The organism is Pseudochrobactrum kiredjianiae, from assembly GCF_030362795.1.
GTDB lineage: Bacteria > Pseudomonadota > Alphaproteobacteria > Rhizobiales > Rhizobiaceae > Pseudochrobactrum > Pseudochrobactrum kiredjianiae.
This window is the reverse complement of the sequence record NZ_JAUCBM010000003.1, coordinates 237,617-260,935: the sequence shown is the minus strand read 5'-3', so window position 1 is coordinate 260,935 and position 23,319 is coordinate 237,617. Positions and strand designations below refer to the sequence as shown.

The window sequence follows — 23,319 nt, the reverse complement described above, 5'->3', positions numbered from 1 at the left end:
GTTGTAAATAAATCACAAATATAGCAATCACGTACCTAAACGTGCAATTCAGTACTATCGGGCAAATAAAGTCTTCATGGAATTTTGCCGTATGAAATCGCAGCTTTACGCCCCGGCCTGCATTGCACCGGACGCTTTACAAGTTAGCCTCACCCTCTGGTTTGCAGAGGCTTAACCGTCTATCATCGGCGACCATTTACTTTCACGACATGAGTAGTTTTAGCACGCATTATGACTGTTCTTATCAATCAACCACATGCATCCATTGACCAGACATCCATTCAAATGCTGGTTACAAGATTTTACGGGCGCGCTCGTGAAGATGAACTGATTGGCCCCATTTTCGCGCAGGCTGTAGAAGACTGGGATCATCACATTGCACAAATTACAGAGTTTTGGTCAGCAATTGTTCTCAAAACCGGGGGCTATGAGGGGCGTCCAATGCCTCCGCATCTGAAGCTTGACCTTAAAAATGAGCATTTCGATCGATGGCTCTCCCTCTTTGAACAAACAGCGCGGGAAATCTTTCCTGAGGATGCGGCTATGATTTTCATTGATCGGGCGCATCGGATTGCTGACAGTTTTGAGATGGCGATTGCCGCCCATGCAGGCAAAATAACAGCTCCGCGCCACACACGCCGTTCCCGCTAGAGCATTTCACATTCAAGTTGGATCAACTTGAATGGCATGACAATGTGATCAACTAAAGAATCCGGAGCGAGCGCCATGGTCCAATTTAAACGTAAGCCGCTCTAAAACGTGTTTCATACTCCCGTGCCCGATCCGCAATAAAACGGCGAGGCAATCAATCCGATAAATTATCTCTATTGGCACGGCATTATTACATGAGTTTTATAGTCATATTATTTGACTCTGCTTTGAAAATACCTCACAAGACAATCACACAGATCATCTGCCATGAGAATAATCATGTTCAATCGTAACTTCCTGTTAGGCGCTGCATTGATCACCTTAGCGGGCTGCACAACAACAGAAGCAGAAAAAGACGCAAAGTTTTCAACGCCGCGTATCCCCTTAAGCGATGGCACACTCTTCACACAAAGAGCAACGCCGGCATCCACCTGTCGTGAGAAATATGCAGAAATCAAACGCGTAAACAACATCATTAAACAAGACGGATTTGTAAATCGCGGCAAAGGTGAAAAACTAATTTATAATTACCAATTAAGATTAGTCACCGACATTATGGAAACATGCAGAGATAAAATCATTAAAGGCCATATTTAATCAGCGTTAAATTAGCTCTCAAATATTAAAAACAAACAGTTAAAACTAAAAATTCCTGAAAAGTTCTCATATAAGACGCTGTTTGTTCATGTATATATTTAAATATGCTTATTTAAAAAGAACAAACCAAGCTCTAGTTCTCCCATCCGAACTCTGAATAAGCCTCGCCACGATCAATCATTTCCACGGCCTGTCGGACATAAGGAATAAGATTATCTGGGAGCATAGTGCTTTCACACCACAAAATATCGGCATGCTTATCGCTCTCACAGACACGCGGCTCACCGCCCCATTTTACAGAGGTAAAGAAATACCCCGTCCAGGCGGATGAGCCTGTCTTACAGTGCATCATATGTGCAAATGCGGCGTCCTGAGGCCGAACCGTTACACCAACTTCTTCGAGAGCCTCGCGTATCGCAGCAGATTTAACAGTCTCGCCCGCCTCTAAAGCTCCGGCAGGAAAACTAAAATGCCCATCCATCCAGCCTGTAAACTGACGTTGCAATAACAGAATCTGCGTGTCTTTTCGCAAGATCATAAATACCGCTGCCGATTGCATATATCTTTCACGCTCTCCCATACGTCACCCCTCACACAAGATTCGAAAGAAGAGTATTTTTCGCACACCCGCCTTTACAACAAAAGCCGGTGTGGCGACGAAACCAAGCAAAAAACGGCAAGAGAGCAATTTACGCACCGTTGATTGGCATATGATTTAAAGAAACCGGATTGCCCAATAAAAAAGGCCGGGGCAAAAATGCACCGACCTTCCTACTCATCATTTAATTGCTAGTGCCAGTACATCCGTGGTCAAAAGCTAAGTTGATGAAGACATTTGCGAGCGTCAGACGCGTACCAGCGCTCCTCAGCAATGCCTGTGATGTATATATAGATCGAGATTGTGTTCTAATCATGTTCAAAGCAATAAATTTATTATAAAACTGAAACTCTCATCCAAAGATGAATGTCTGATAATAATATTACATATACAATATTATAAATTAAAAAATATAAATAAGATTTTTATTTTCATAAAACACATATTACATAAACATAAGAATATCTTGATATAACATGTCAAATTGCATTTCATGCATAATGTTAATTTAATTAAATATCATATTGATCATTGTTATTTTCAATGTATCAAGCCGTTTCTTATTCGCAAAACACTCACCACCTAAAGCAATAAATTATGAGAATACGTTACGACATGAAGAAACTGCCAGATGGTCAATGGTGTGTTTTTGATATCATTACAGGCGGCCTAGCCAGACATAATGGCAAAACAGTTATAGGCTTGGATATTATTAAAACTGATCAGATGGTGGATTTGCTCAATCAAATTCATTGCAACGGATGCGTCAGAGCTTTGCATTAAAACAGGTAAAAAACTGTCAAGCTGCAAAGCCCCCCCCCCCCATATTCAGGGGGATATTATAATGCACAATGATATTTTATTATAAGTCATGGACAAAGCGAGCATCTACCCACTTATCAAAGACGCGGTTAGGTTGCATGGCACGTTGAAAGAGCCATTCACGCCCAGAGATGTGCGCCGTATAGCGAAAGGTTGGTCTTATCCCCGTTACTTCTCTTATATGGCTCATAACTGCACAGATAACAGACTGACTTCCGAAGCACTGTATGTCCGTGTCAGCCGCGGAAAATACAAACTAGCCGATGAATAAACATATTCTCTGACACCTCTGCATTGCTAAGGTCTGTCAGAATAAGAATGCGTTACAGACCCCACAGCGGCACAGAGTCTTATATGCTTTCCATGGGCTACATATTCTCCTGTAATCTTGACCTGAGGGGGGACAAAATTACGATGGATTGAGTGTGTAGCCCCCCTTTCATTTTCAATCAAACAACCAGCAAGTTTTTCATAAACGGTATTGTTAGCCGTGGATTTTACAATGTTGAAACAACCTGACGCCTATCTGGTTTGATTATTAATTTCCTGATCTTAGCTTATAAAATCACGTAATCTTCTATATTCACAATCACTAAAGAATCAGACACGTTCGCCTTAGCGCGAATAGATCTCTTGTTCAATTCGGGTGGGTTTGTATGGCTACGTTCCCACAGCTATGAACTGACATAGCCGCTTTTTATGATCTCAGGCACTATAATAGCAGTCACTCAACTGACCTGTCTCATAAACACTCACAGGACTACCTCTGGTTCGTTTTGTTTCGTATAAAGCGGAACAAATATTCGGGATCATCAGACATTTCCCATGATATCTCTCACCCTCTTTCCCAAAACCGGAGCTATTTCATCATGCCTGCCAATAAACGTATTGTTCTCTCAAGCGATCATGCCGCTATTCAGCTTCGTCAGATAATCGCCAGCCATATTACTGCGAAAGGCTGGGTCGCCGTTGATATCGGCCCGACAACACCGGAAAGCACCCCTTATCCCACACACGGTGAAGCGGCAGCGCAGCGCGTTGCTTCCGGAGACTGCCAATATGGCATCATTCTTTGCGGCACAGGTCAGGGTATTATGATGGCTGCCAATAAAGTGAAATCTATTCGCTGCGGTGTCTGCTCAGATACTTTCTCAGCCCGCATGATCCGTGAACACAATAATGCGAATATGCTATCCATTGGTGTGCGCGTTGTTGGCGAAGGTCTGGCGCTTGATATTGTGGATGCGTTTCTCGGTGCCGCGTTCGAAGGCGGACGGCATGCCACACGCGTTGAGATGATTGAAGCAATGGAAGCTTAAGCTCCCCCATTATGTTCATTTTCTATTACCGGTTTCTGATAGTACCTGAAACCGGCAATGAACCGTTTTATATATGCATTTCTGTCGGCACCACATGCTTTACAACGAAGTAAGGCATAAGCCTCACCTCCCCGTTAGATCGCAAATTTTCACTGAAATCGCATAAAAGCACACAAGAAAATACTGTTGCCAAACCGAAAGAATAAGCGCTTAGCTCATATAATGACCCTACAGGTCATTGATTATATTATCTGAAAGCACAGCAAATGAAAATATGGGGCCGTATTAACTCAAGCAATGTCCGAAAAGTACTTTGGTGCGCGGAAGAGCTTAATCTCACTTATGAATCCATTCCGGCTGGCGGTGAGTTCGGGATCGTTTCTGAACCGGACTATCTTGCTAAAAACCCAAATGGCCGCATCCCTTGTTTGGAGGATGAGGGTTTTATTCTCTGGGAATCGAATGTGATTGTTCGTTATCTCGCGCAGAAATACGGACAAGCGCCTTTCGCACCATCTGACCCTCAACTCTGGTTTGCAGCTGAAAAATGGATGGACTGGACATCCCTGTCATTCGGCATGCCATTCAGAAACCTGTTCTGGAATTTAGTGCGTTACACAGCCGAGCAACGCAATGAAGATGAGATTAGCCATGGCATCAAACATTGCACAGCATTGATGGAGATGGCCAATACAGCTCTGACAAAATCTCCCTATTTGTCAGGCGAAAATCTTGGCATTGGCGACATTCCTTTAGGCTCGATTGCTTATTCGTGGTTTTCATTTCCCATTGATCGCCCCTCCATGCCCGCACTGGAAGACTGGTATGAACGCCTTAAAGCACGACCGGCCTATCAAAAAGGCGTCATGTCACCACTGACGTAAACCTGAAGCCTTTTTATAACGCTAAAATTGCTAGCAAAGCCCTGTAATTGCGGGGCTTTTCTTATTTATGCTTTTCTCTCGCAGACCGGCTTCTTTTGCGTAACTGCCACATAGAAAAGACCACCATCACAACAGAAATGGCCAGCAAGATAACTACAGCATTATAAATTGAGATATATTCATACACTTTCATGCTTATTCCTCCTGATAAAGAAACAGCACAAAGCTGCGAAAGTTCCTTATTGTTTTAAATCCGGACTCAAACGGTTTTGTGACGGCTGGTTTTTCTGTCAGCTCAAAAAATGCAGCTTTATCTTTGTATACTGCCAGAGCATTTCCAGTTTCACTTGAAATATTAGGGCTGTTTTTACGCATTTCCTAACGCAAGACCAACTTCCGCATCTGCTGTAAATGTTCTGATATTTGCTATTTACGAGGAAATTTCCCATAGGCATTCTAAAAGGGTATTCTTGATGGCGTATATTGCAGATTTTTTCAAATACACAGCGCTTGTGGTTATCGGCCTGCTTCCGATTATGAACCCGCTCACGACAATTCCGCTGTATATGTCGCTCACAAATCGCATGTCCGCTGAAAATAAGCGCAAACAAGCAGCTAAAGCCTGTATCTATGCCTTCAGCATATTAGCGGCCTTCCTGCTGCTGGGAAAAGGTATTATCTCGCTCTTTGGTATTTCTATGCCAGGTATTCGGGTCGCTGGTGGCATTATTATCCTGATACTGGCTCTGCGGATGGTGTTTTCGGGTAGTGACCCGTCCTCCGAGGTCGACTCCACAGCTTCAGACATCAAAAAAGCTGATATGGATTATTCCTTCTCTCCCTTAGCCATGCCCGGCCTCGCAGGGCCCGGCTCCATTGCCGTAGTGATGGGCTTCGGCTCCCAAATTCCTGCGGGACAAATGATTATGGGGCACATCCATATTTTGATCGGCATAGGAATTGTTGCGACGATCGCTTTCATCACATTACTAGCATCGAAGTGGATTGAGAAACTTCTGGGCAAGCATGGCACTCAAGCCATTTCAAAAATTATGGGATTCCTGCTTACTTGTATTGCAGTCCAGTTTCTGGCCTCAGGCATCCGTGATTTTTATATAGATTTCTCCGCTTTAACTCACACGGGAGTGCTATAAAAGCAGTCTTTCTTATTAAAAACTGTTAAATCTGCTGGATTCTGTAGGCTTTAAAGGATCATGATATTGCAAAACACAGTCATAAACAGCGTACCAAGCACCTTCAATAAGCGAAAACATAGCTTTTGGCATACTAAGCTCATATTGGCTTTTACTGCCCTACTGGTTTTGTCTGGCGCTGAAACAAGTCATGCAGACAAACCATTGTCTGTTGAAGACTATTTTGCAAACTACCCTCAGGATAAGCCCAAACCGTTCTTTTTGGTCGAGAGCAGCATTAATGAACCGATACCGGTTGCTGTTTTTTATGGCTATCAAGACAATGAAAAATTCTGCAATGAGCTACTTGAGATGTATATGGCGCGCTATCCATTAAGCAGACATAATTGCATCCCTGCGAAAAATAAGTAATTTTATTACAGACGCATTTGCAATAAAAAAGGCCGGGGCAAAATTGCACCGACCTTCCTACTCACAATTTAATCACCAGTGCCAGTACATCCGTGGTCAAAGGCGTAAATTAATGAAGACATTTGCGAGCGTCAGACGCGTATCCGCGCTCATCAGCAATGCCTATAGCGAATATATATAGTATGTAATTGTGTCTTAAACAAGACCTCATAAATAGCTATACTCAAACCGCTTAAAATCCAATAGAGTGACATAGTCTTATCGAAAAGATTTACACTTCAAATAAAACATATTTCAACAACCTCCAATAAACAGAGAAATCTCACATGAACTTCCAAGACATGACGACTTTCGATAAATTTTTAACGCCATCCCTGATCAAAATTGTTTATTGGATTGGCATTGTAGCAATCGTTCTTGCTTCACTCGGAACTATTTTTACTGCTTTCAGTTTTATGGGCGGCGGTATTAAGCAGGTTTTCGGTGGTGTTGTTATGCTGGTTGTGGGTATCATTTTCTGGCGCGTTGCTTGTGAAGGCATCATGCTGTCATTCCGCGTTTATGATCGCCTGACTGAAATCAGAGATCGCCTGCCACGCAATTAAGCTCTTACAAGCGGCGACCTTCTGGTCGCCGTTTTACTTTGAATAGCCCGACATTTATCCTCATGAACGCAGCCAGTTGGAACATACCATGTATGTCACCGGATTTTTCGCCTTTATCATCTCAAGCGTCATTGCAGCCATCGCCAATTACAGACTTCGGCATATGCAAAGATTACCCATGCAGTGGGGACTATCGGGGCAAGTCAATTGGACAGCTCCGAGAGCCATAGGGCTCGCATTTTTTCCCGTTCTTTATGCCCTTATTGCTGCATTTATTATTTTTACCGGCATTAGCGGACACGCGGCAATAACAATCCGCTCCTTGCTCATCTTTAGTACTATAATGATAGGAACTCAGCTGTTACATCTTTTGATGATAACGAGAACAACAGGCTCTTAAACCGATCTACAATCACTGCTGTACAATGAAATTTTGATACGGAGCAGGTATTTTTGCTCATCAGCACGTTTTTATCACGCGACTATGCCGAACTATTACAACTGATTTTTGAAGTGATATATGAGAGACTTGCCTCTTAGGCTATTAGCGGCAATGATGCCTGAATGCTTACTTATTTGAAATTTTTAGACTTGCAGATTGCCATGACATGATCATTTTAGCCTCACAAAAACTCCATATTTATAACAATAATTAATTTTGCAACTTATGTTGCAAACCTTCACCTGCCTATAAATGCAATATCCTTGGAGAAGATAAAGCAATGCGTATTCGTTACGACATGAAAAAACTACCAAATGGCCAATGGTGCGTTTATGATATTTTTACCGGCATTGTAGCCAAACATAATGGCGCACAGGTCATCGGCCTCAATATTAGTGAAACTGACAAAATGGTGAATCTGCTGAACAAACGGGATGCAGAGAAATGTCCAAACCTAAAGCCAAAAGTGACATATCACTAAGCAAACGGATAAATCCAAATGCATTTTAATAGTTTCACAACCAGATTTCCAAAATACAGACTGTCGAACAGCTGCGGCCAGCCACCAGATATGACCGGCCTGATCATCAGCTTAATCTAAATTTGCAGATAGCCTTCTGCCACCTTCACCGCGCTACCGCCAATGCGAGCGCCAGTGAGTTTTTTCCCCGCTACATCCAGTTCCAGACGAATACGCGATGGCCTGCCCATCTGTATCCCCTGCTCAATCCATAGCTGCGTCAGCCCGTCCACTGGCCTGTCGAATTCATGGATAGCACCGGCAAAAGCCGCAACGGCTGAACCTGTAGCAGGATCCTCATAGACATGCTTGCCTGATGTGAACATACGCGCATGATAGCTGCTCTCAAACAGCCGTGTTTCGCGGGTGTAGATATAAAAAGGGATCGCACGACCTTCAAAAGCCTGCATATGATCTTCCACAAAAACCGGATCTACCACAACCTTTGCAGCTGAAATCATGTTTTTCACCGGCACCAAGACATAAGGCTTACCGCCGCTCCATACGGAAGGCACATGATTTTCAAAGCCGATCTCATGCGTATTCAAACGTAAGGCGGCAGCCACCTGTTCTTTTTCAACAGTGATATTCACACGCTCCGGCAGACGCGGCAGATCGAACTCTGCAAATGCAGATGACTGCTCATCGCTACTGCAATGAACGGCGACACGCACAGGCCCAACCTTTTCTTCCAGCGTCATAATCAGATCAGTCTGCGGTTTTTGTCCGTCATGTTTTTTATAGGCAAGAGCAACAGCAGTTCCGACCGTTGGATGACCGGCAAAATTCAGTTCATAATCGGGCGTGAATATCCGGATAGATGCCGAGTGCAACGGGTTTTCCGCCGGAAAGACAAAGACCGTTTCAGAGAGATTAAACTCACGGGCAATGGCCTGCATTGTAGCATCATCCAGCCCGTCAGCATCATGAACAATAGCCAGCGGATTTCCCGCGAGCGGCTTTTCTGTGAAAACATCATAGATTTCATAGAAACGCCCCTGCATCAGTTTGCTGCCCATAATCTCTGCCCTTCACGCTGATCAATGATGATCACTGCCAGTTTTGAAACCGGCAGCATCTGATTCAACACATTTGCATTACCAGCTAAAACATTCAAACGATTCATGAACTGCTTTTCAACAACCAGAACTTTGCAGCAAACGCAGACTGAAATTATTGCGTAAAATACCAATCTGTGAAAGTACGAATATAAGGCGGACTCCGCTCATCCAAAACATCCCCCTGCCCGATCATTCGCACACCGGACAATTCCGGCTTTTCCTGAGAAGCAATAAATTGCTCAGCCTGCATCTGTAACTGATCTGCCGTCCGGTCAAAATAATAGCAGCGAAACAGTGCCAGACTGCGCTCACTCATCACCAAACTATAACCGCCGGCGCGGACTGCATTGCCCAGATCAATGCCGGTTTCTTCCAGCACTTCACGGCGCGCATTGCCGGCGAAATCCACCTGTCCGCCAACGATATCCTGATCATCATTGGAACCCGCAGGGAAATAAATACGTCCGGCAACAGCATTATGCGACGCCATCTGCCCGAGCAGCAATTGATTATCAGAGGATACAATCACACCGCTGCCAAAAATATGAAACGGCTTATCCGCGCTTTTATCTTTGCGCCAATAGAGCAGACTACGAAAACCTGTGCGCTGATAGGAGGCAGTTAAAACCCCGCCCCGCAATTCAGCACGCGCGGCCAGATAGATTTCGCCGTCAAAAAGCGTCGGGTTTGCAGCTATTTCCTGCGGCCAGTTTTTATCAATCGCCAGCCTGTTCTGCACGACATAATCCGGTTCACCGGCTTCCACCAAAACCCTGACATCCTGTACCGGATAGATTTTATTCTGGACAATATCCTGCATTTGTACCGCTCCGTTACATTGTGCCGTGCCTTACAGCTCAAGTGTGACAGCAACAGGACAATGATCGCTTGCTTTCGGCCTGTCCCAGCCAATCCGCGGGAAACGTGCCACATCCTGCCCTTTGGGAAATACCGTGCGAAAAGGCTGCCCGTTGCGGATAATATCCGGCACAGCCTGCAGGTTGCGCTGCGCCAAAGCAGGTGATGCCCAGATATAATCCAGCTGACACAAATGGCGCTCTTGCGGGCCACGGGTATGGTAGAGCGTCCAGCGATCAAGCTCGGGCCGCCGCTCTACCAAATTCACAGCAAAACCGTCTTCAAGAAAAACATTCAGACAATTTTCCGGCTCCTGCACCGGTGTAAAATGATAGCCGTCCCACTGGTCGCCGCTGATGGCTACTTTCTCATAATAATCATTGAAATCCCCGCAGATCACCCATGATGCATCTGCTGCACCCTCACGGCCAAAGCGCTTTTCAATAATCATTCGCACCGCACGCGCTTCTGCCATGCGCACCGGCAAGGTTGTCAGTTTCGGATCTTGCCCGTAACGCACACCGCCCATAGATTTAAAATGCGACACAAACAGCGTCAGCGGTTTACCGCCAATCCGTAAATCGAGCATCAGGCAATCGCGTTTGAACACACGCTCATGCGCCTCAATACCGACATTGGCCAGCACCGGATCATAAATACCTAAATCCTGATAGGTCAGATGCGCATTGCTCTCGAGCTTAACCAGTTCAATCTCATGGCCGCTTTTGGTGGTGTCGCGCATCATCACGCTAACATCAATGCCGCGACTGTCATTGCCATCGATCAGATATTTATGCTTGTAGCCCTGCCCGACCATTTTAAACAAATAGCCATATTCAAAAGCATTCAGCGCTTCGAGGTCATCAACTTCCTGCAAGCAGAGAATATCCGCGCGGGTCTGCGCAATCGACAAAGCAGAAAGCTGGCGCGTATCATCCGTATGCGCCACCATACGTGCCTGTTCCAACAAGCGGTACTGCGCCTCATTATCAATCTCAAAGAGCTGCAAGGAACGATCCTGACGGCTCTCATTGCGATAGCCGGTAAAATCAAACCGCCGCATCAGATTTTCAATATTGAATGTCGCCAGTGTAAATAGAACAGGCTTTTCGGCTGAAGCATTATCACGTGCCTGTTCACCCTGCGCAGAAATCATTTCAGACATTATTGTACCATCATTGCGTTCATCAGCGACTGCTCACCCCAACCTAAACAGCATCAACTGAATTGCAATCTCTGATATGGCCGGTAACATTTTTGTGGCAATGTTCCTGCACCTTAAATTGGCGGCATTTTATAGCTATATAAGAGAGCATCCCGAAAAGGGTGAAACGGTTTTCGGACAAGATGCGCGTCAAATCAGTGTGTCAGAGCGCCGATCTGATTTAATCAGATCGAAACGCGCTCTAAAAGGTAGTTTTACTAAATTACGAACGGATATTGCCATGTCCAGATTCATTTTAAAGTCTGCTTTAGCGCTGAGCTTTGCTTTGCTTTCAGGCGCTTCAGCCTATGCTGGCGGTAGCCAGATCGGCGGCGGCATTCCCTCGCTCAACCCGACAAGAATGCTGATTATCGGCGGTATTGCCGGTGGTAATCGCACTGATCCAGCCTCCCGCAATTGCTATGGCTCAACGCTCTGCAAAGAAAGCGGCTCTTATTACACCGAAGAAGGTGTGCTGAATTACAAGAACGGCGATCCGCTGATACAGCGCGGCGCCACATCGCGTATCGGCTCCGCAACATCCTCAGGCACCAGCGATAACACCAACCACATGCAATGGTGCAGTAACCAGTACCGCTCTTATCGCGCTTCCGATAACAGTTATCAGCCTTTTGCCGGTGTCCGCAAAACCTGTAACTCTCCTTTCTGAGCTTTAAAAAATAACGCCCCTTCAGACCTAAATCTGAAGGGGCGTTGTCTTATTTAAAAAGGTACAGAAAATTAGTCTTTGCTGACCTCTGTAATATAGTTGGCATCAGCAACCATATTGAAATTCTTCACGTTTTTAGCAGCAACAGCAGTTTCGATCTGCTGATAGAGCATGACGAACGGGCTGGTCTCCTGAAAATCCTTCTGGATTTTATGATACATCTGCTCGCGCTTTGCAGTGTCAGTTTCCTTTGCAGCATCCATAGTTTCCTTGGACATTTCCGGAATATCCCACGAACTGCGCCATGCTGTCGTTTTCATCGAAACATCTTCGCCATTATCCGGATTATAGGAGAAGGTCGAAGCATTGGTATGCGGATCCCAATAATCGGGGCCCCAGATACCCAATGAAAGCTCATGTTTACGGGCGCGAACCTTCGTAGTAGTCAGCTTGCCATCGCCCTGCAACAGCTCAACTTTGATACCGGCTTTGGCAAAAGTCTGCTGAATGCTTTCCGCAATACCAACACCTGGCTGTGTATTACGCACATCAAGCGTCACGCTGAAACCATCTTGCAGACCCGCATCAGCAAGTAACTGCTTGGCTTTATCAACATCCAGCTTGAACGGCTTGTCATCAATCGCGCCAAACATACCAAGCGGCAGGAATGACTGATGTGTGCGGCCGATACCTTTAATCAGCGTATTTTCAATCGCATCATAATCGACGAGATATTTCATCGCCTGACGCACTTCCAGCTTGGCAAGGTTTGGCACATTCTGGTTGGCTGTCAGATAGTAAGTGCGGCCTTTAGGAGCACTTAGCACATTGAAATCGCTGCTTTTAGCAAGTTCTTCAATATCACCCGGCTCCAGATTACGGGCAACGTCAATATCACCGGCCTGCAACAGCAGACGCTGTGACATGCTTTCTTTCACATGACGATAAATAGCACGCTCAACAGCCGGTTTTGTGCCGCTATAATTTTCATTACGATCCAGCAGAATAACCTCATTCGGACGCCATTCTTTCAGGCTGTAGACACCCGAACCCGCATAATTGCGCTTCAGCCAATCATAGCCGAAATCCGTATCAAAAGGCTTAGCATCGGTTTTCTCAACCTTGACCGCATGTTCCTCAACCAGCTTACTGTCGACGATAGAAGCAACACTGGAAGACAGCGCATTGAGCACGAAGCTTGGCGCGAAGGTTTCTTCCGTAGAAAACACAACGGTATAATCATCCGGCGCGGTCACCAGCTTATCGACATTGTCTTTATTCAAACCAAACTGGCTGATGATAAATGCAGGGCTCAGATCAAGTTTGATTGCGCGATGCAGGGAATAAACCGCATCCTGCGCTGTCAGCGGATTGCCGGAGGCAAACTTCAGCCCCTGCTTGATTTTAAAAGTAATGGTCTTGCCGTCTTCAGAGATCGTCCAGCTTTCAGCGACCTGCGGGATGATCTTGGTCGGGTCTTTCGGATCGGTTGTGATCAGGCGCTCATAGGTGTTTGTCAGAATCTCTGATGTGGTGATTTCGAAAATTTCTGCCGGATCGAGAGAAATCACGTCGTCAATGGCCATAGCCACAACCAGCGTATTGGCCGGTGTTGCGGCATAAGCACCAGCAGCCATACCAAGTACGGATGCACAGGCCAAAGCCAGCGTATATTTTTTAATTATAGTCATGAGTTTCCCCTCATTCTCCGCCTGAACCGCTCACCATTATCCGGACTCAGACACATAAAATTATTGCGTATCCAAGCTACAGCATTGCCCGCTAAATCCAAGTATCTTTTATAAAGAAAGCCGCAAATTCAGCAAGTTAAGTGCTGAAGCATATCGCCGTTAAATACATCCATTTAACGGCGATATGCTTCGGCTGAAACTCTGCCCTGAAGACATAAAAAAGCCGGAGCAAGGCTCCGGCTTTTCCAACTTCAACAGATATTATTATTTCTGATGTGCACGGATCAGATTGCCAAGGCGTTTAATGCCCTCTTCAATCATCTCATCATTGGCACAGGAATAGGCCAAACGCACTGTATTGGCACCACTGCCATCGGCATGGAATGCTTTACCTGGTACAAAAGCGACTTTTTCAGTCTCAATGGCCGCGGCAAGCAGATCAGCGCCGTTCATATAATCCGGCAGGGTCACCCAGATGAACATACCGCCCTCAGGCTTTGTCCATGTGGCGGATTTCGGCATATATTTATCCAGCGCTTCGAGCATTTTGTTGCGGCGATGGGAATATACAGCCTTGATCTTAGCAATCTGCGCATCAAAACCATTGGCAGCAACATGATGCACAGCCAGCTGATTGATGGTTGAAGAATGCAGATCAGCAGCCTGCTTCATCAGCACCAGTTTACGGATAACTGTCGCATTGGCCACAACATAGCCAACACGCAGACCCGGTGCCAGTGTCTTGGAAAAACTACCGGAATAGATGGTACGGGTATTTTCAATCGAACCTTTGCGCTCGATTTCCAGCGCCAGAACCGGCGGGATCGGCGTGCCGTCGAAACGCAGATACTGATAGGCAGCATCTTCGATCAGTGCGATATCCATTTCATCGCCCAGATCAATCAGCTTTTCACGGCCTTCTCGATCAATGGTTTCACCGGTCGGATTGCTGAAATCTGCTGAGAAATACGCAAATTTCACTTTACCACCGGCACTCGCAGCAGCTTCTTCATAGGAAGCCGGAGTGCGATTGCCGTTTGGCTGCAGATCATCATAGGTCGGCTCATAGGCATTGAAAGCCTGCAACGCACCGAGATAGGTCGGACGAACAACCAGCGCCGTATCATTTGGCGACAGGAACAGCTTGCCCAGATAATCCAGTGCCTGCTGTGAGCCGGATGTGATGAAAATATTATCCGCAGTGCAAGGCACACCAAGTTTAGCCATTTCACCCTGCAGCCATTCGCGCAGCGGCTTATAGCCTTCACTCACCGAATATTGCAGCGCCGCATCGGATTTTCCGGAAGCGAAAATATCAGCATATGCTTCTTTAAATTCTTCCGCCGGAAACAGCTTCGGATCAGGAATACCGCCAGCGAAAGAAATAATATCCGGACGCTCAAGCAGTTTCAACAATTCACGAATTTCAGACGCTTTCATACGCGAGGAGCGTGTTGCGAATATTTTTTCCCAATCCAACATGGGGAGTTCCTTATCAATTCAAAAAGATGCCATGGAATAGACCATAATACTTAACCAAAAGCTGTGTACCTTTGGGTATCACCTTATGCGTATTTCACAACAAAACAAGCAAAATATGTCAGCAATGCTGACCTTTTATTCACATTGTTGCGAGACGAGTGTAAATTTCGTTATTTTCGTACAAAAATCATCGCAAAAAACTAACAATCATGCATTTGCAGTGATCGGACGCACCATCATCACTTCATCATACAACGCACCGTTCAGCGATATCCAGTTCGGTCTGCGTCCGAATTCTGTGTATCCCTCACGTAGATAAAGCTGCAATGCGGTTTTATTTTCAGCGAGCACACTCAGCTCAAGCTGGCTGAAGCCATTATCACGCGCATAGACCTCAACAGCCTGCATCAGTTTCTGCCCAATATTCCGGCCGCGCATTTCGCTTTTCACATAGACCATCACAACAATCGCACGATGCGATGTCCGCGCGCCGTCCTGAGGCCACAAGCCAATCAGACCAACGGCCTTGTCACCGTCAAAAGCAGCAAAAACGGGTGCGTTTAATTTAGCTCGCCAGTCTGTGTCTGAGAATTTCACCCAGTCCTCATAGGCCGAGCTATAGGCTTCCGGATGCAGTTGCAGTGCCTCCAGCCTGATCTCTCGCAAAATTGGAAAATCGTCTGACACTAACTGCCGGATTGTTATTTCAGTCATGCTTAAATCCTCCCGTCAGCAGTACTGCCATAAATAGTCAGGCCCGCACAAACAAAACTTTGTGCGGGCCTGATATTCATAATTGCCAGAACATTTGCTTGGTTGTCATTTTTGCAACCAACTTGTTCTTAGCCAAATTAGTTGCGAGCCTTATCAACCAGCTTGTTCTTGGAGATCCAAGGCATCATGCCGCGCAGCTTGGCGCCAACTTCTTCAATCTGGTGATTGTCGTTCATACGACGGATACCCTTGAAGCGTGCAGCACCGGCACGGTATTCCTGCATCCAGTCGGATGTGAACTTACCGGTCTGAATGTCGTGCAGAACACGCTTCATTTCAGCTTTGGTTTCTGCAGTGATGATGCGCGGACCAGTTACATATTCGCCCCACTCAGCAGTGTTGGAGATCGAATAGTTCATGTTGGCGATACCGCCTTCATAGATCAGGTCAACGATCAGCTTCACTTCGTGCAAGCACTCGAAGTAAGCCATTTCAGGGGCATAGCCACCTTCAACCAGTGTTTCAAAACCGGCGCGGATCAATTCAACCAGACCACCGCAGAGAACAGCCTGCTCACCGAACAGATCGGTTTCGCACTCTTCTTTGAAGGTTGTTTCGATAACACCCGAACGACCGCCGCCAACGCCCGAAGCGTAAGACAAAGCCAGATCATGTGCATTACCGGAAGCATCCTGATGAATAGCGATTAGGCAAGGAACGCCGCCGCCCTTCTGGTATTCGCCGCGCACAGTGTGGCCCGGGCCTTTTGGCGCGATCATCACAACATCAACGGTATTTTTAGTTTCGATCAGGCCGAAATGAACATTCAGACCATGAGCAAAAGCAATGGCAGCGCCGTCGCGCAGATTGTCATGGATGTGTTCTTTATAGATGTCAGCCTGAAGTTCATCAGGGGTCGCCATCATCATCAGGTCTGCCCATTTAGCAGCATCTGCAACGCTAACAACTTCAAAGCCATCAGCCTGAGCTTTTTTAACTGTGGCAGAATCCATGCGCAGCGCAATGCGAACATGCTTCGCACCGGAATCTTTAAGGTTCAGCGCGTGGGCGCGACCCTGGCTACCGTAACCAACGATAACAACATTCTTGCCTTTGATCAGATTTACGTCTGCATCGCTGTCATAATAAACGCGCATAGGATATTCCCTTCCTTCTATGCTGTGTCCGGTTTTTAACAAAACCGGTGTTTCTTATCCGGCTTTTCAGGAGCCGGCTTTATTTCCGTAGAGTGCAAAAAACTGGCGCGTTGCCGTTCTGGCATCGCGGATAATTTCTGCATCACTGACTTCATGATGATCGCCGAGAAGCAGACGGATCTGCTTGTCACGCACCACAAGGCCAAAGAATGAAGCGAATGCTTCATCAATATCATCAAAGTCCAGCAGGCTAGCATCGCGACCGGTTTCCAGAACCGGTTTGAGACGACGCGCCATTGCGATCGGACCATTATTCAACACGATCTCACCGAGATCAGACTTGCCGGAACCCGCATGGCTCACAGCCAAACGGTTCAGCGCAATCGATGTACTGCCGGACAAAACCAGCAGCCAGTCGCGGGCAAAGTGCTCCAGACTGGTAAAGAGCGACTCTTCATCAAGCCCTTCGCGTGCCACCGGCACAACCCGTACTTTCGATGCCTGCCACTGCACAGTTGCGGTTAGCAAACCATCGCGGTCGTTAAACCATTTATAGAGCGTTTCCTTGGAGCAGCTTGCCCGTCGCGCAACACCAGCCATGGTCAGACTGTCGCCGCCCTCAACGAGTAGCTCGAGTGCAGCATTCAGCACATCCTTCTGACGATCTGTCAGATCGACGCCGGTTCCGACATTGCTCACGACATTATCAGGCTGCTGCAACTGCACGCTTCCACGCTCCTTTTAAACCTATCTCATACGTATCTCACAGATTCTCATCATGCGTACCGTACGTTACGGTTCGGACTATGCCGCTACAATTTCAACAATGCAAGAGGGATTTTGTGTCCATCGCTAAATTTTATACAGCAAACCGGTCATAGATTGACCTGCGTGCCAATCTCTACCACACGGCCGGTTGGAATCTGGAAATATTCCGTTGCATCTGAGGCGCTGCGGGCAAGCGTGATAAATAATTTGGCCTGCCAATGCGGCATCGGCGAACGCGGTGAAACGCGCAAAACGCGCCGCGAAAGGAAGAATGACGTAGTCATAATATCATATTTCCAGCCAAGCCTGCGACAGATACCCAAAGCGCGCGGAATATTCGGTGACTGCATATAGCCAAAGGTCAAAGTCACCTGCATGAAACGGTCGCTATATTGCGATATGCGCGCCCGATCATCCGCAGACACCCAAGGGCGCGGCGCCGTCACCACCGTCAGGATCACATTATTCTCATGCAGCACTTTATAATGTTTGAGACTGTGCATCAGCGCTGTCGGCACACTGGACGGGTCACCAGTCAGAAAGACCGCAGTACCGGCGACAATCACCGGTTCTTTGCGTGCCATCTGACTGACAATAATATCCAGCGGTACTTCCGTTTTGCGGGTTTTCTGGAACAAATGGCGGCTGCCGCGCACCCATGTCCACATCACCAGCAAGACCAGCGATCCGACCACAATAGAAGCCCAGCCGCCCTGATGCACCTTCACCAGATTGGCGCTGAAGAACATCAGATCAACAACAGCAAAGCCAATAATCGGCACCAGCACAACCGGCAAGCTCCATTTCCACAACCGGCGCATCACAAAAAACAACAGCGTGGTCGTCACCAGCATATTGCCGGTTACCGCAATACCATAGGCGGCGGCCAGATTGCTGGATTTCTGGAAAGTCACGACCAGCAGAATAACCGTGATACCGAGCAGCAGATTAATGCGCGGCATATAGATTTGGCCGTGCAGCGTTTCAGACGTGTGCAAGACCTCAAGCCTTGGCAGAATATTCAGCTGCACTGCCTGACGCGCCAGTGAATAGGTTCCCGTCAGCACCGCCTGACTGGCAATCACTGTGGCAATCGTTGCCAGCAGCACCATCGGCAGCAATGCCCATTTCGGCATCATCTGGAAAAACGGGTTGTGCACCTCCGCCCCACCCGCCGCACTATGCGTCAGGATAAATGCCCCCTGCCCGAAATAATTCAGAATCAGACTTGGAAACACAATCCACAACCATGCACGCACAATCGGCTTACGTCCGAAATGACCAAGATCGGCATAGAGAGCTTCTGCACCGGTCACCGCCAGAAAAATAGCACCGATGGTCGCAAAAGAGGTCGTCAGATTACCGCTGAGAAAAGCAAAGGCGTAATAAGGATTAAGCCCTGCAAGAATGCCCGGATCATCAAAAATATGGATAAAACCGGTTAGCCCCAATGCAAAAAACCATAGCAACATTACAGGGCCGAAAATACTGGCCATACGCCCCGTACCGTGCCGCTGTACAAAAAACAGTATCAGCAAAATTGTAATGGTAATCGGCACCACATAGGGCGTCATATGCGGTGCAACAATTTCCAGTCCTTCTACAGCGGAAAGCACAGAAATTGCCGGTGTAATCACCGCATCACCAAAGAACAGCGCTGCACCGATAATGCCGATACCAAGAATAATATCCGGCCTGCTGGCAAAGCTGGAACGCACCAGCGCCATCAGCGAGAGAATACCGCCCTCACCATTATTGTCCGCTCGCAGCACAAAAAGTACATATTTTACGGTGACAATCAGTGCCAGTGACCAGACGATCAGGGAGATCACGCCAAGAATTTCAATCCGGAGCAAATCGCCATCGGAGACGGAGGCATGCAGCGCTTCACGAAAAGCATAAATCGGACTAGTACCGATATCGCCATAGACGACACCAAGCGCACCCATCATTAAAAGCTTCAGATTTCCCGTATGGCTATGAGGATCATTCTGATCCTCATCGGCGCTAACCGGTATATCCTGATTTGCAATCTCTTCACGCTGCGCCTGCTTCATACATAACCTATAATTATATGATGCTATAAAATGGCCGGTCTGCCCTTTGATATTAGCCTTATACCAAGACGAAGGAAATGGCCGGAAGGCAGTATATAAATGCTCAATTTCTCGAAATAACAAGACTACAGAAATGCATATCTGCCCTGATGAGGCATTACAAATACGGATAGCTCATCAGGGCAGGAAATTATATTAATTGATTAAAATCAAAATCTTATAAAATTAGTTTGAATCAAAACACAAAAAGCAATTTAGCCGAGTGCTTTGATAAAACGCTGCACAGACAGGCGCATACCATATTCCAGCGCATCGGCTGTCAGACCATGCCCGATGGAAACTTCGCTCAAAGTCGGCATGATTTTTACCAGTGCAGGCAGATTAGCAACGGTCAGATCATGCCCCGCATTAATGCCAAGTCCGAGTTCCACGGCTTTCAAAGCGGCGCGCTCCAGCAAGGCCAGTTCGTGCGCCTGCGCTTTCGGATCTGCATAGGCTCCGCCATAAGGGCCGGTGAAAAACTCCACGCGGTCGGCACCTGTCTCTTTGGCAATTTCAAGACCATCCGGTGTCGGATCAGCAAACATCGAAACACGCATGCCATGCGATTTGAGACGCTTGGTCACCTCAGTTAAGTTTACTTTATGCTTGGCAAAGTCCCAGCCATGATCCGAAGTATTCTGAGCCGGATCATCCGGCACCAGTGTCACCTGTTCCGGCTCATGCTTCTCCACCAGAGCCAGAAACTCTTCCGACGGATAGCCTTCAATATTGAATTCAGCCTGCGGGAACTCATCGTCAATTAACGCTCGAAGATCGCCGAGATCAGAAAAACGGATATGGCGCTGATCAGGGCGCGGATGCACGGTCAGGCCGGATGCACCTGCATCAAGCGCAACGCGCCCCAAGCCTGTCACACTCGGCCATGGCAGATCGCGGCGATTACGCAACATAGCCACAGCATTGAGATTAATCGACAAGGTTGCAACCATGATCAAACTCCCTGATCAATTTCAGTCCCTCCCAGAGCGTTCCCGCTTTCGGGATGCGCTCTAGCGAACGATTGTTAGTTTTTCCGCCGCACGGGTAATCGCCGTATAGAGCCAGCGCTCGCGTGTATCGCGGAAGGCATAGCTCTCATCAAACAATACCACATTATTCCACTGCGAGCCCTGCGCTTTATGTGTCGTCAGTGCATAGCCGTAATCAAAATCATCAAAACGCTTTTTCGTCTGCCACGGAATTTCCGCATCCGGATCTTCAAACTGCGCCTTCAGCAATTTGATCTTGGCAACACCCCGACCCGGCTCTTCATCTTCCGGCGCAATCAGCAGATTGATACCGGGCTTCACGGTTTCCTTGGAAGATGTCATCACCTTCCAGAGCGAACCATTGAGCAGACCCTTGGCCGGATCATTACGCAAGCAAACCAGCTTGTCGCCAGACTGCGGATATTCTGCGGTAAAACCCTTCAACTCACGCAGGCGCTGATTATACCGCTTACGGGTGCGGTTGGTGCCAACCAGCACCTGATCGGCATCAAGCACCAGATCCTGTGTCACTTCCGATTTGCTGATCACCCGCGCGGCACCATAATCGCCATAGGGAATATCTCGCCCTTCGCGCACATCCAGCGCCAAACGGATAATCGGATTGTCCTGCGCCTGACGGTGAATTTCTGTCAGCAGATAATCCGGTTCCTGCTCGGTAAAGAAGCCGCCACCGCTGATCGGTGGCAACTGCCCCGGATCACCCAGCACCAAAATCGGCGTGCCAAATGTCATCAGATCGCGGCCAAGCTGCTCATCGACCATCGAACATTCGTCAACAACGATCAATGCTGCTTTCGCCACGGGGCTTTGACGATTGAGTGAAAAAGTCGGAGAGATCGAGGTTTTACCGGTCGTCTCATCTTCAATCGCTTCTTCGCCTTTCGGGCGATAGATCAGCGAGTGCAGTGTGCGGGCATTGCTCGCGCCCTTGGAGCGCAAGACCTGCGCCGCCTTACCGGTAAAGGCTGCGAACTGCACCTCACCATCCACATGCTCGGCAAAATAGCGCGCAAGCGTCGTCTTACCCGTTCCCGCATAGCCAAAAAGGCGGAAAATCGGGGAGCCGCCTTTTGCCAACCATTGCGCCACAGCTTGCAGCGCGTTGTCCTGTTCCGGTGAAAATTCCATCATGGTACTGATTGACCGGATTCGCGTCTAAAGAGCAAGTTTTATCACCTCAGCATCGGCCACAGACTGACAACCAGCAACAAAGCCATGGTCAGGTTGAACCATTTAAGCCGCACCGGATCTTCCAGCCATTGGCGCAGCAAACTGCCGAAAGCCGCCCATGACGACACGCTCGGCACATTGATGATAGCGAACACAAGGCCGATCACCAGCACTGACAACGTATAGGCGTCATGCACCGTGTAGCTGGCCATAGCAGTGACCGCCATCACCCACGCCTTCGGGTTTACCCATTGGAACAACAGAGCCTGCATAAAACTCATAGGCTTAGCAGCGCTATCTGTAACCTGACCGACTGAAGTGGAAGTGGCAATTTTATAAGCCAGATAGAGCATATAGGCGCCACCGGCGAATTTCAGCGCCAGATATAAATACGGAGCCATCTCCAAAACCGCGCCAAGCCCGTAACCCACGCCAAGCAATAGTGACAGAAAGCCAACGCCAATTCCCAGCATATGCGGAATGGTACGGCGAAATCCGAAATTCACACCGGAAGCCAGCAGCATCTTCGATAAATCTCACTTTACGAAAAGCAACACCGCTGCCTCTATTGAGAACAGCGGTGCGACAAACGATCAGCAATTTAAGTGTCTGGATCAAAAAGCGTCAGACGACAGCGAAAATGGTGATTTTCGAGCATCGGAACGGAGCGTACTTCTGCATAATCCTTTCATAACGATGAAAGATAAGATATGCAGCAACTAAAGTTCATGGTGACCTTTGCACGTCCTACGGACGTGCGGCACCATGTGTACGTGAGTACCGAAGCGCATAAAATTGCCATTTGCAGCCCAGTCGGACGCCTTTTAGGCCAGACACGATTACATTCCTTCGGCACCACGGATCATAGCTGCAACACCGGTACGACACACTTCAATCAGGCCAAGCGGCTTCATAATTGAAATGAACTGGTCGATTTTCGCGCCCTTGCCGGTGATTTCAAAAATGAAATGCTCAACCGTTGCATCCACAACCTTAGCTTTAAAAGCATCGGCCAGACGCAGCATTTCTGCACGGGTCTCACCTTTGCCAACCACTTTAACCAGTGCAAGCTCACGCTCAACAGGGTGTTCATGGCCAAGCTGATAGGCATGATAGGTCAGATCAACCACGCGATGCACCGGAACAATACGCTCCAGCGAATGACGGATCTGATCCAGCACATTGGCAGTACCACGCGTTACAATGGTAATACGCGACAGATGCTTTTCATGTTCGGTTTCAGAAACCGTCAGGCTTTCAATATTATAGCCACGGCCGGAAAACAGACCGATAACACGGGCAAGGACACCCGGTTCATTATCAACCAATACCGATAGTGTATGGGTTTCCGTTAGCTGGGTTTCTTCGGTCAGAAAATAGGCTGAACCGGAAGCTGCATTTTGTGCGTTCATAATGAATATCCTTGTTCCGG

At 47.5% G+C, this 23,319-nt stretch carries 23 protein-coding genes and 1 pseudogene; 9 read left to right on the top strand and 15 right to left on the bottom strand.

Annotated elements, in window-relative coordinates; genetic code table 11:
* The first annotated feature begins 231 nt into the window (after positions 1-231).
* Together QUF18_RS08960 and QUF18_RS08955 are read left to right on the top strand one after the other, a co-directional pair.
* Positions 232-651, top strand: a complete 420-nt coding sequence (locus tag QUF18_RS08960; RefSeq protein WP_289386701.1) for a group III truncated hemoglobin — start codon at positions 232-234, stop codon at positions 649-651.
* Between the two features lie 279 nt (positions 652-930).
* On the top strand, positions 931-1,248 hold the full coding sequence (locus tag QUF18_RS08955) for a hypothetical protein (RefSeq protein WP_289386699.1): 318 nt from the start codon (positions 931-933) through the stop codon (positions 1,246-1,248).
* 133 nt (positions 1,249-1,381) lie between these two features.
* Here the strand turns inward: QUF18_RS08955 and QUF18_RS08950 are convergent, their stop codons facing one another.
* A complete protein-coding gene (locus QUF18_RS08950; protein ID WP_289386698.1) occupies positions 1,382-1,828 on the bottom strand; it encodes an NUDIX hydrolase in 447 nt (148 codons plus the stop codon).
* A gap of 1,709 nt (positions 1,829-3,537) precedes the next feature.
* On the opposite strand from QUF18_RS08950, the gene rpiB reads away from it, so the two are divergent.
* Together rpiB and QUF18_RS08935 are read left to right on the top strand one after the other, a co-directional pair.
* Positions 3,538-3,987, top strand: coding sequence for a ribose 5-phosphate isomerase B (gene rpiB / locus QUF18_RS08940; RefSeq protein WP_289386696.1), 450 nt, complete (start codon positions 3,538-3,540; stop codon positions 3,985-3,987).
* A 266-nt stretch (positions 3,988-4,253) separates the two neighbouring features.
* Complete coding sequence (locus tag QUF18_RS08935; RefSeq protein ID WP_289386695.1) at positions 4,254-4,871, top strand: glutathione S-transferase family protein; 618 nt, start codon at positions 4,254-4,256, stop codon at positions 4,869-4,871.
* Positions 4,872-5,066: 195 nt separating this feature from the next.
* Here QUF18_RS08935 and QUF18_RS08930 read toward each other — a convergent pair whose 3' ends face one another.
* Positions 5,067-5,246 (bottom strand): hypothetical protein, encoded by a 180-nt coding sequence (locus tag QUF18_RS08930; RefSeq protein WP_289386694.1) that lies wholly within the window; start codon positions 5,244-5,246, stop codon positions 5,067-5,069.
* A 98-nt stretch (positions 5,247-5,344) separates the two neighbouring features.
* Between QUF18_RS08930 and QUF18_RS08925 the strand changes: the two genes are divergently transcribed.
* The 4 genes from QUF18_RS08925 (at position 5,345) to QUF18_RS08910 (ending at position 7,964) form a co-directional block, all read left to right on the top strand.
* Positions 5,345-6,025 carry a MarC family NAAT transporter gene (locus QUF18_RS08925; protein WP_289386693.1) on the top strand — a complete coding sequence of 227 codons (681 nt, stop codon included), beginning with the start codon at positions 5,345-5,347 and terminating at the stop codon, positions 6,023-6,025.
* Between the two features lie 66 nt (positions 6,026-6,091).
* A complete protein-coding gene (locus tag QUF18_RS08920) occupies positions 6,092-6,436 on the top strand; it encodes a hypothetical protein (RefSeq protein WP_289386692.1) in 345 nt (114 codons plus the stop codon).
* Between the two features lie 326 nt (positions 6,437-6,762).
* On the top strand, positions 6,763-7,041 hold the full coding sequence (locus tag QUF18_RS08915; RefSeq protein WP_289386691.1) for a DUF4282 domain-containing protein: 279 nt from the start codon (positions 6,763-6,765) through the stop codon (positions 7,039-7,041).
* Between the two features lie 722 nt (positions 7,042-7,763).
* Positions 7,764-7,964, top strand: a complete 201-nt coding sequence (locus QUF18_RS08910) for a hypothetical protein (protein ID WP_289386690.1) — start codon at positions 7,764-7,766, stop codon at positions 7,962-7,964.
* A gap of 116 nt (positions 7,965-8,080) precedes the next feature.
* Here QUF18_RS08910 and QUF18_RS08905 read toward each other — a convergent pair whose 3' ends face one another.
* The 3 genes from QUF18_RS08905 to QUF18_RS08895 all read right to left on the bottom strand — a co-directional run bounded on the left by QUF18_RS08905 (position 8,081) and on the right by QUF18_RS08895 (position 11,078).
* Positions 8,081-9,022, bottom strand: coding sequence for a PhzF family phenazine biosynthesis protein (locus QUF18_RS08905; RefSeq protein WP_289386689.1), 942 nt, complete (start codon positions 9,020-9,022; stop codon positions 8,081-8,083).
* A 154-nt stretch (positions 9,023-9,176) separates the two neighbouring features.
* Positions 9,177-9,884, bottom strand: coding sequence for an NUDIX hydrolase (locus tag QUF18_RS08900; protein ID WP_289386688.1), 708 nt, complete (start codon positions 9,882-9,884; stop codon positions 9,177-9,179).
* A gap of 30 nt (positions 9,885-9,914) precedes the next feature.
* On the bottom strand, positions 9,915-11,078 hold the full coding sequence (locus QUF18_RS08895) for an endonuclease/exonuclease/phosphatase family protein (protein WP_445482820.1): 1,164 nt from the start codon (positions 11,076-11,078) through the stop codon (positions 9,915-9,917).
* 289 nt (positions 11,079-11,367) lie between these two features.
* Here QUF18_RS08895 and QUF18_RS08890 point away from each other — a divergent pair, with 289 nt between their 5' ends.
* On the top strand, positions 11,368-11,796 hold the full coding sequence (locus QUF18_RS08890; RefSeq protein ID WP_289386687.1) for a BA14K family protein: 429 nt from the start codon (positions 11,368-11,370) through the stop codon (positions 11,794-11,796).
* 71 nt (positions 11,797-11,867) lie between these two features.
* Here the strand turns inward: QUF18_RS08890 and QUF18_RS08885 are convergent, their stop codons facing one another.
* From QUF18_RS08885 to ilvN, 10 genes and pseudogenes are all read right to left on the bottom strand, one after another.
* Entirely contained in the window at positions 11,868-13,433 is a 1,566-nt protein-coding gene (locus QUF18_RS08885) for an ABC transporter substrate-binding protein (protein ID WP_289386813.1), read from the bottom strand.
* Positions 13,434-13,751: 318 nt separating this feature from the next.
* On the bottom strand, positions 13,752-14,969 hold the full coding sequence (locus QUF18_RS08880) for an aminotransferase-like domain-containing protein (RefSeq protein WP_289386686.1): 1,218 nt from the start codon (positions 14,967-14,969) through the stop codon (positions 13,752-13,754).
* A gap of 207 nt (positions 14,970-15,176) precedes the next feature.
* Complete coding sequence (locus tag QUF18_RS08875; protein ID WP_289386685.1) at positions 15,177-15,683, bottom strand: GNAT family N-acetyltransferase; 507 nt, start codon at positions 15,681-15,683, stop codon at positions 15,177-15,179.
* A 137-nt stretch (positions 15,684-15,820) separates the two neighbouring features.
* Positions 15,821-16,840, bottom strand: a complete 1,020-nt coding sequence (ilvC, locus tag QUF18_RS08870; protein WP_289386684.1) for a ketol-acid reductoisomerase — start codon at positions 16,838-16,840, stop codon at positions 15,821-15,823.
* A 66-nt stretch (positions 16,841-16,906) separates the two neighbouring features.
* The gene (locus tag QUF18_RS08865; protein ID WP_289386812.1) at positions 16,907-17,539 is read right to left on the bottom strand and encodes a TetR/AcrR family transcriptional regulator; all 633 of its coding nucleotides are present in this window, start codon (positions 17,537-17,539) and stop codon (positions 16,907-16,909) included.
* Positions 17,540-17,715: 176 nt separating this feature from the next.
* Positions 17,716-19,560 (bottom strand): potassium transporter Kup, encoded by a 1,845-nt coding sequence (locus QUF18_RS08860; RefSeq protein ID WP_353074505.1) that lies wholly within the window; start codon positions 19,558-19,560, stop codon positions 17,716-17,718.
* A 359-nt stretch (positions 19,561-19,919) separates the two neighbouring features.
* Positions 19,920-20,657: a pyridoxine 5'-phosphate synthase gene (locus QUF18_RS08855; protein WP_289386682.1), complete on the bottom strand. Its 738-nt coding sequence runs from the start codon at positions 20,655-20,657 to the stop codon at positions 19,920-19,922.
* A 60-nt stretch (positions 20,658-20,717) separates the two neighbouring features.
* Complete coding sequence (locus QUF18_RS08850; RefSeq protein ID WP_289386811.1) at positions 20,718-21,845, bottom strand: ATP-dependent DNA helicase; 1,128 nt, start codon at positions 21,843-21,845, stop codon at positions 20,718-20,720.
* Between the two features lie 44 nt (positions 21,846-21,889).
* Positions 21,890-22,411 (bottom strand): annotated as a pseudogene (locus tag QUF18_RS08845) (LysE family translocator); the annotation flags it as partial.
* Between the two features lie 315 nt (positions 22,412-22,726).
* Complete coding sequence (gene ilvN / locus QUF18_RS08840) at positions 22,727-23,299, bottom strand: acetolactate synthase small subunit (RefSeq protein WP_289386681.1); 573 nt, start codon at positions 23,297-23,299, stop codon at positions 22,727-22,729.
* Positions 23,300-23,319 lie beyond the last annotated feature (20 nt).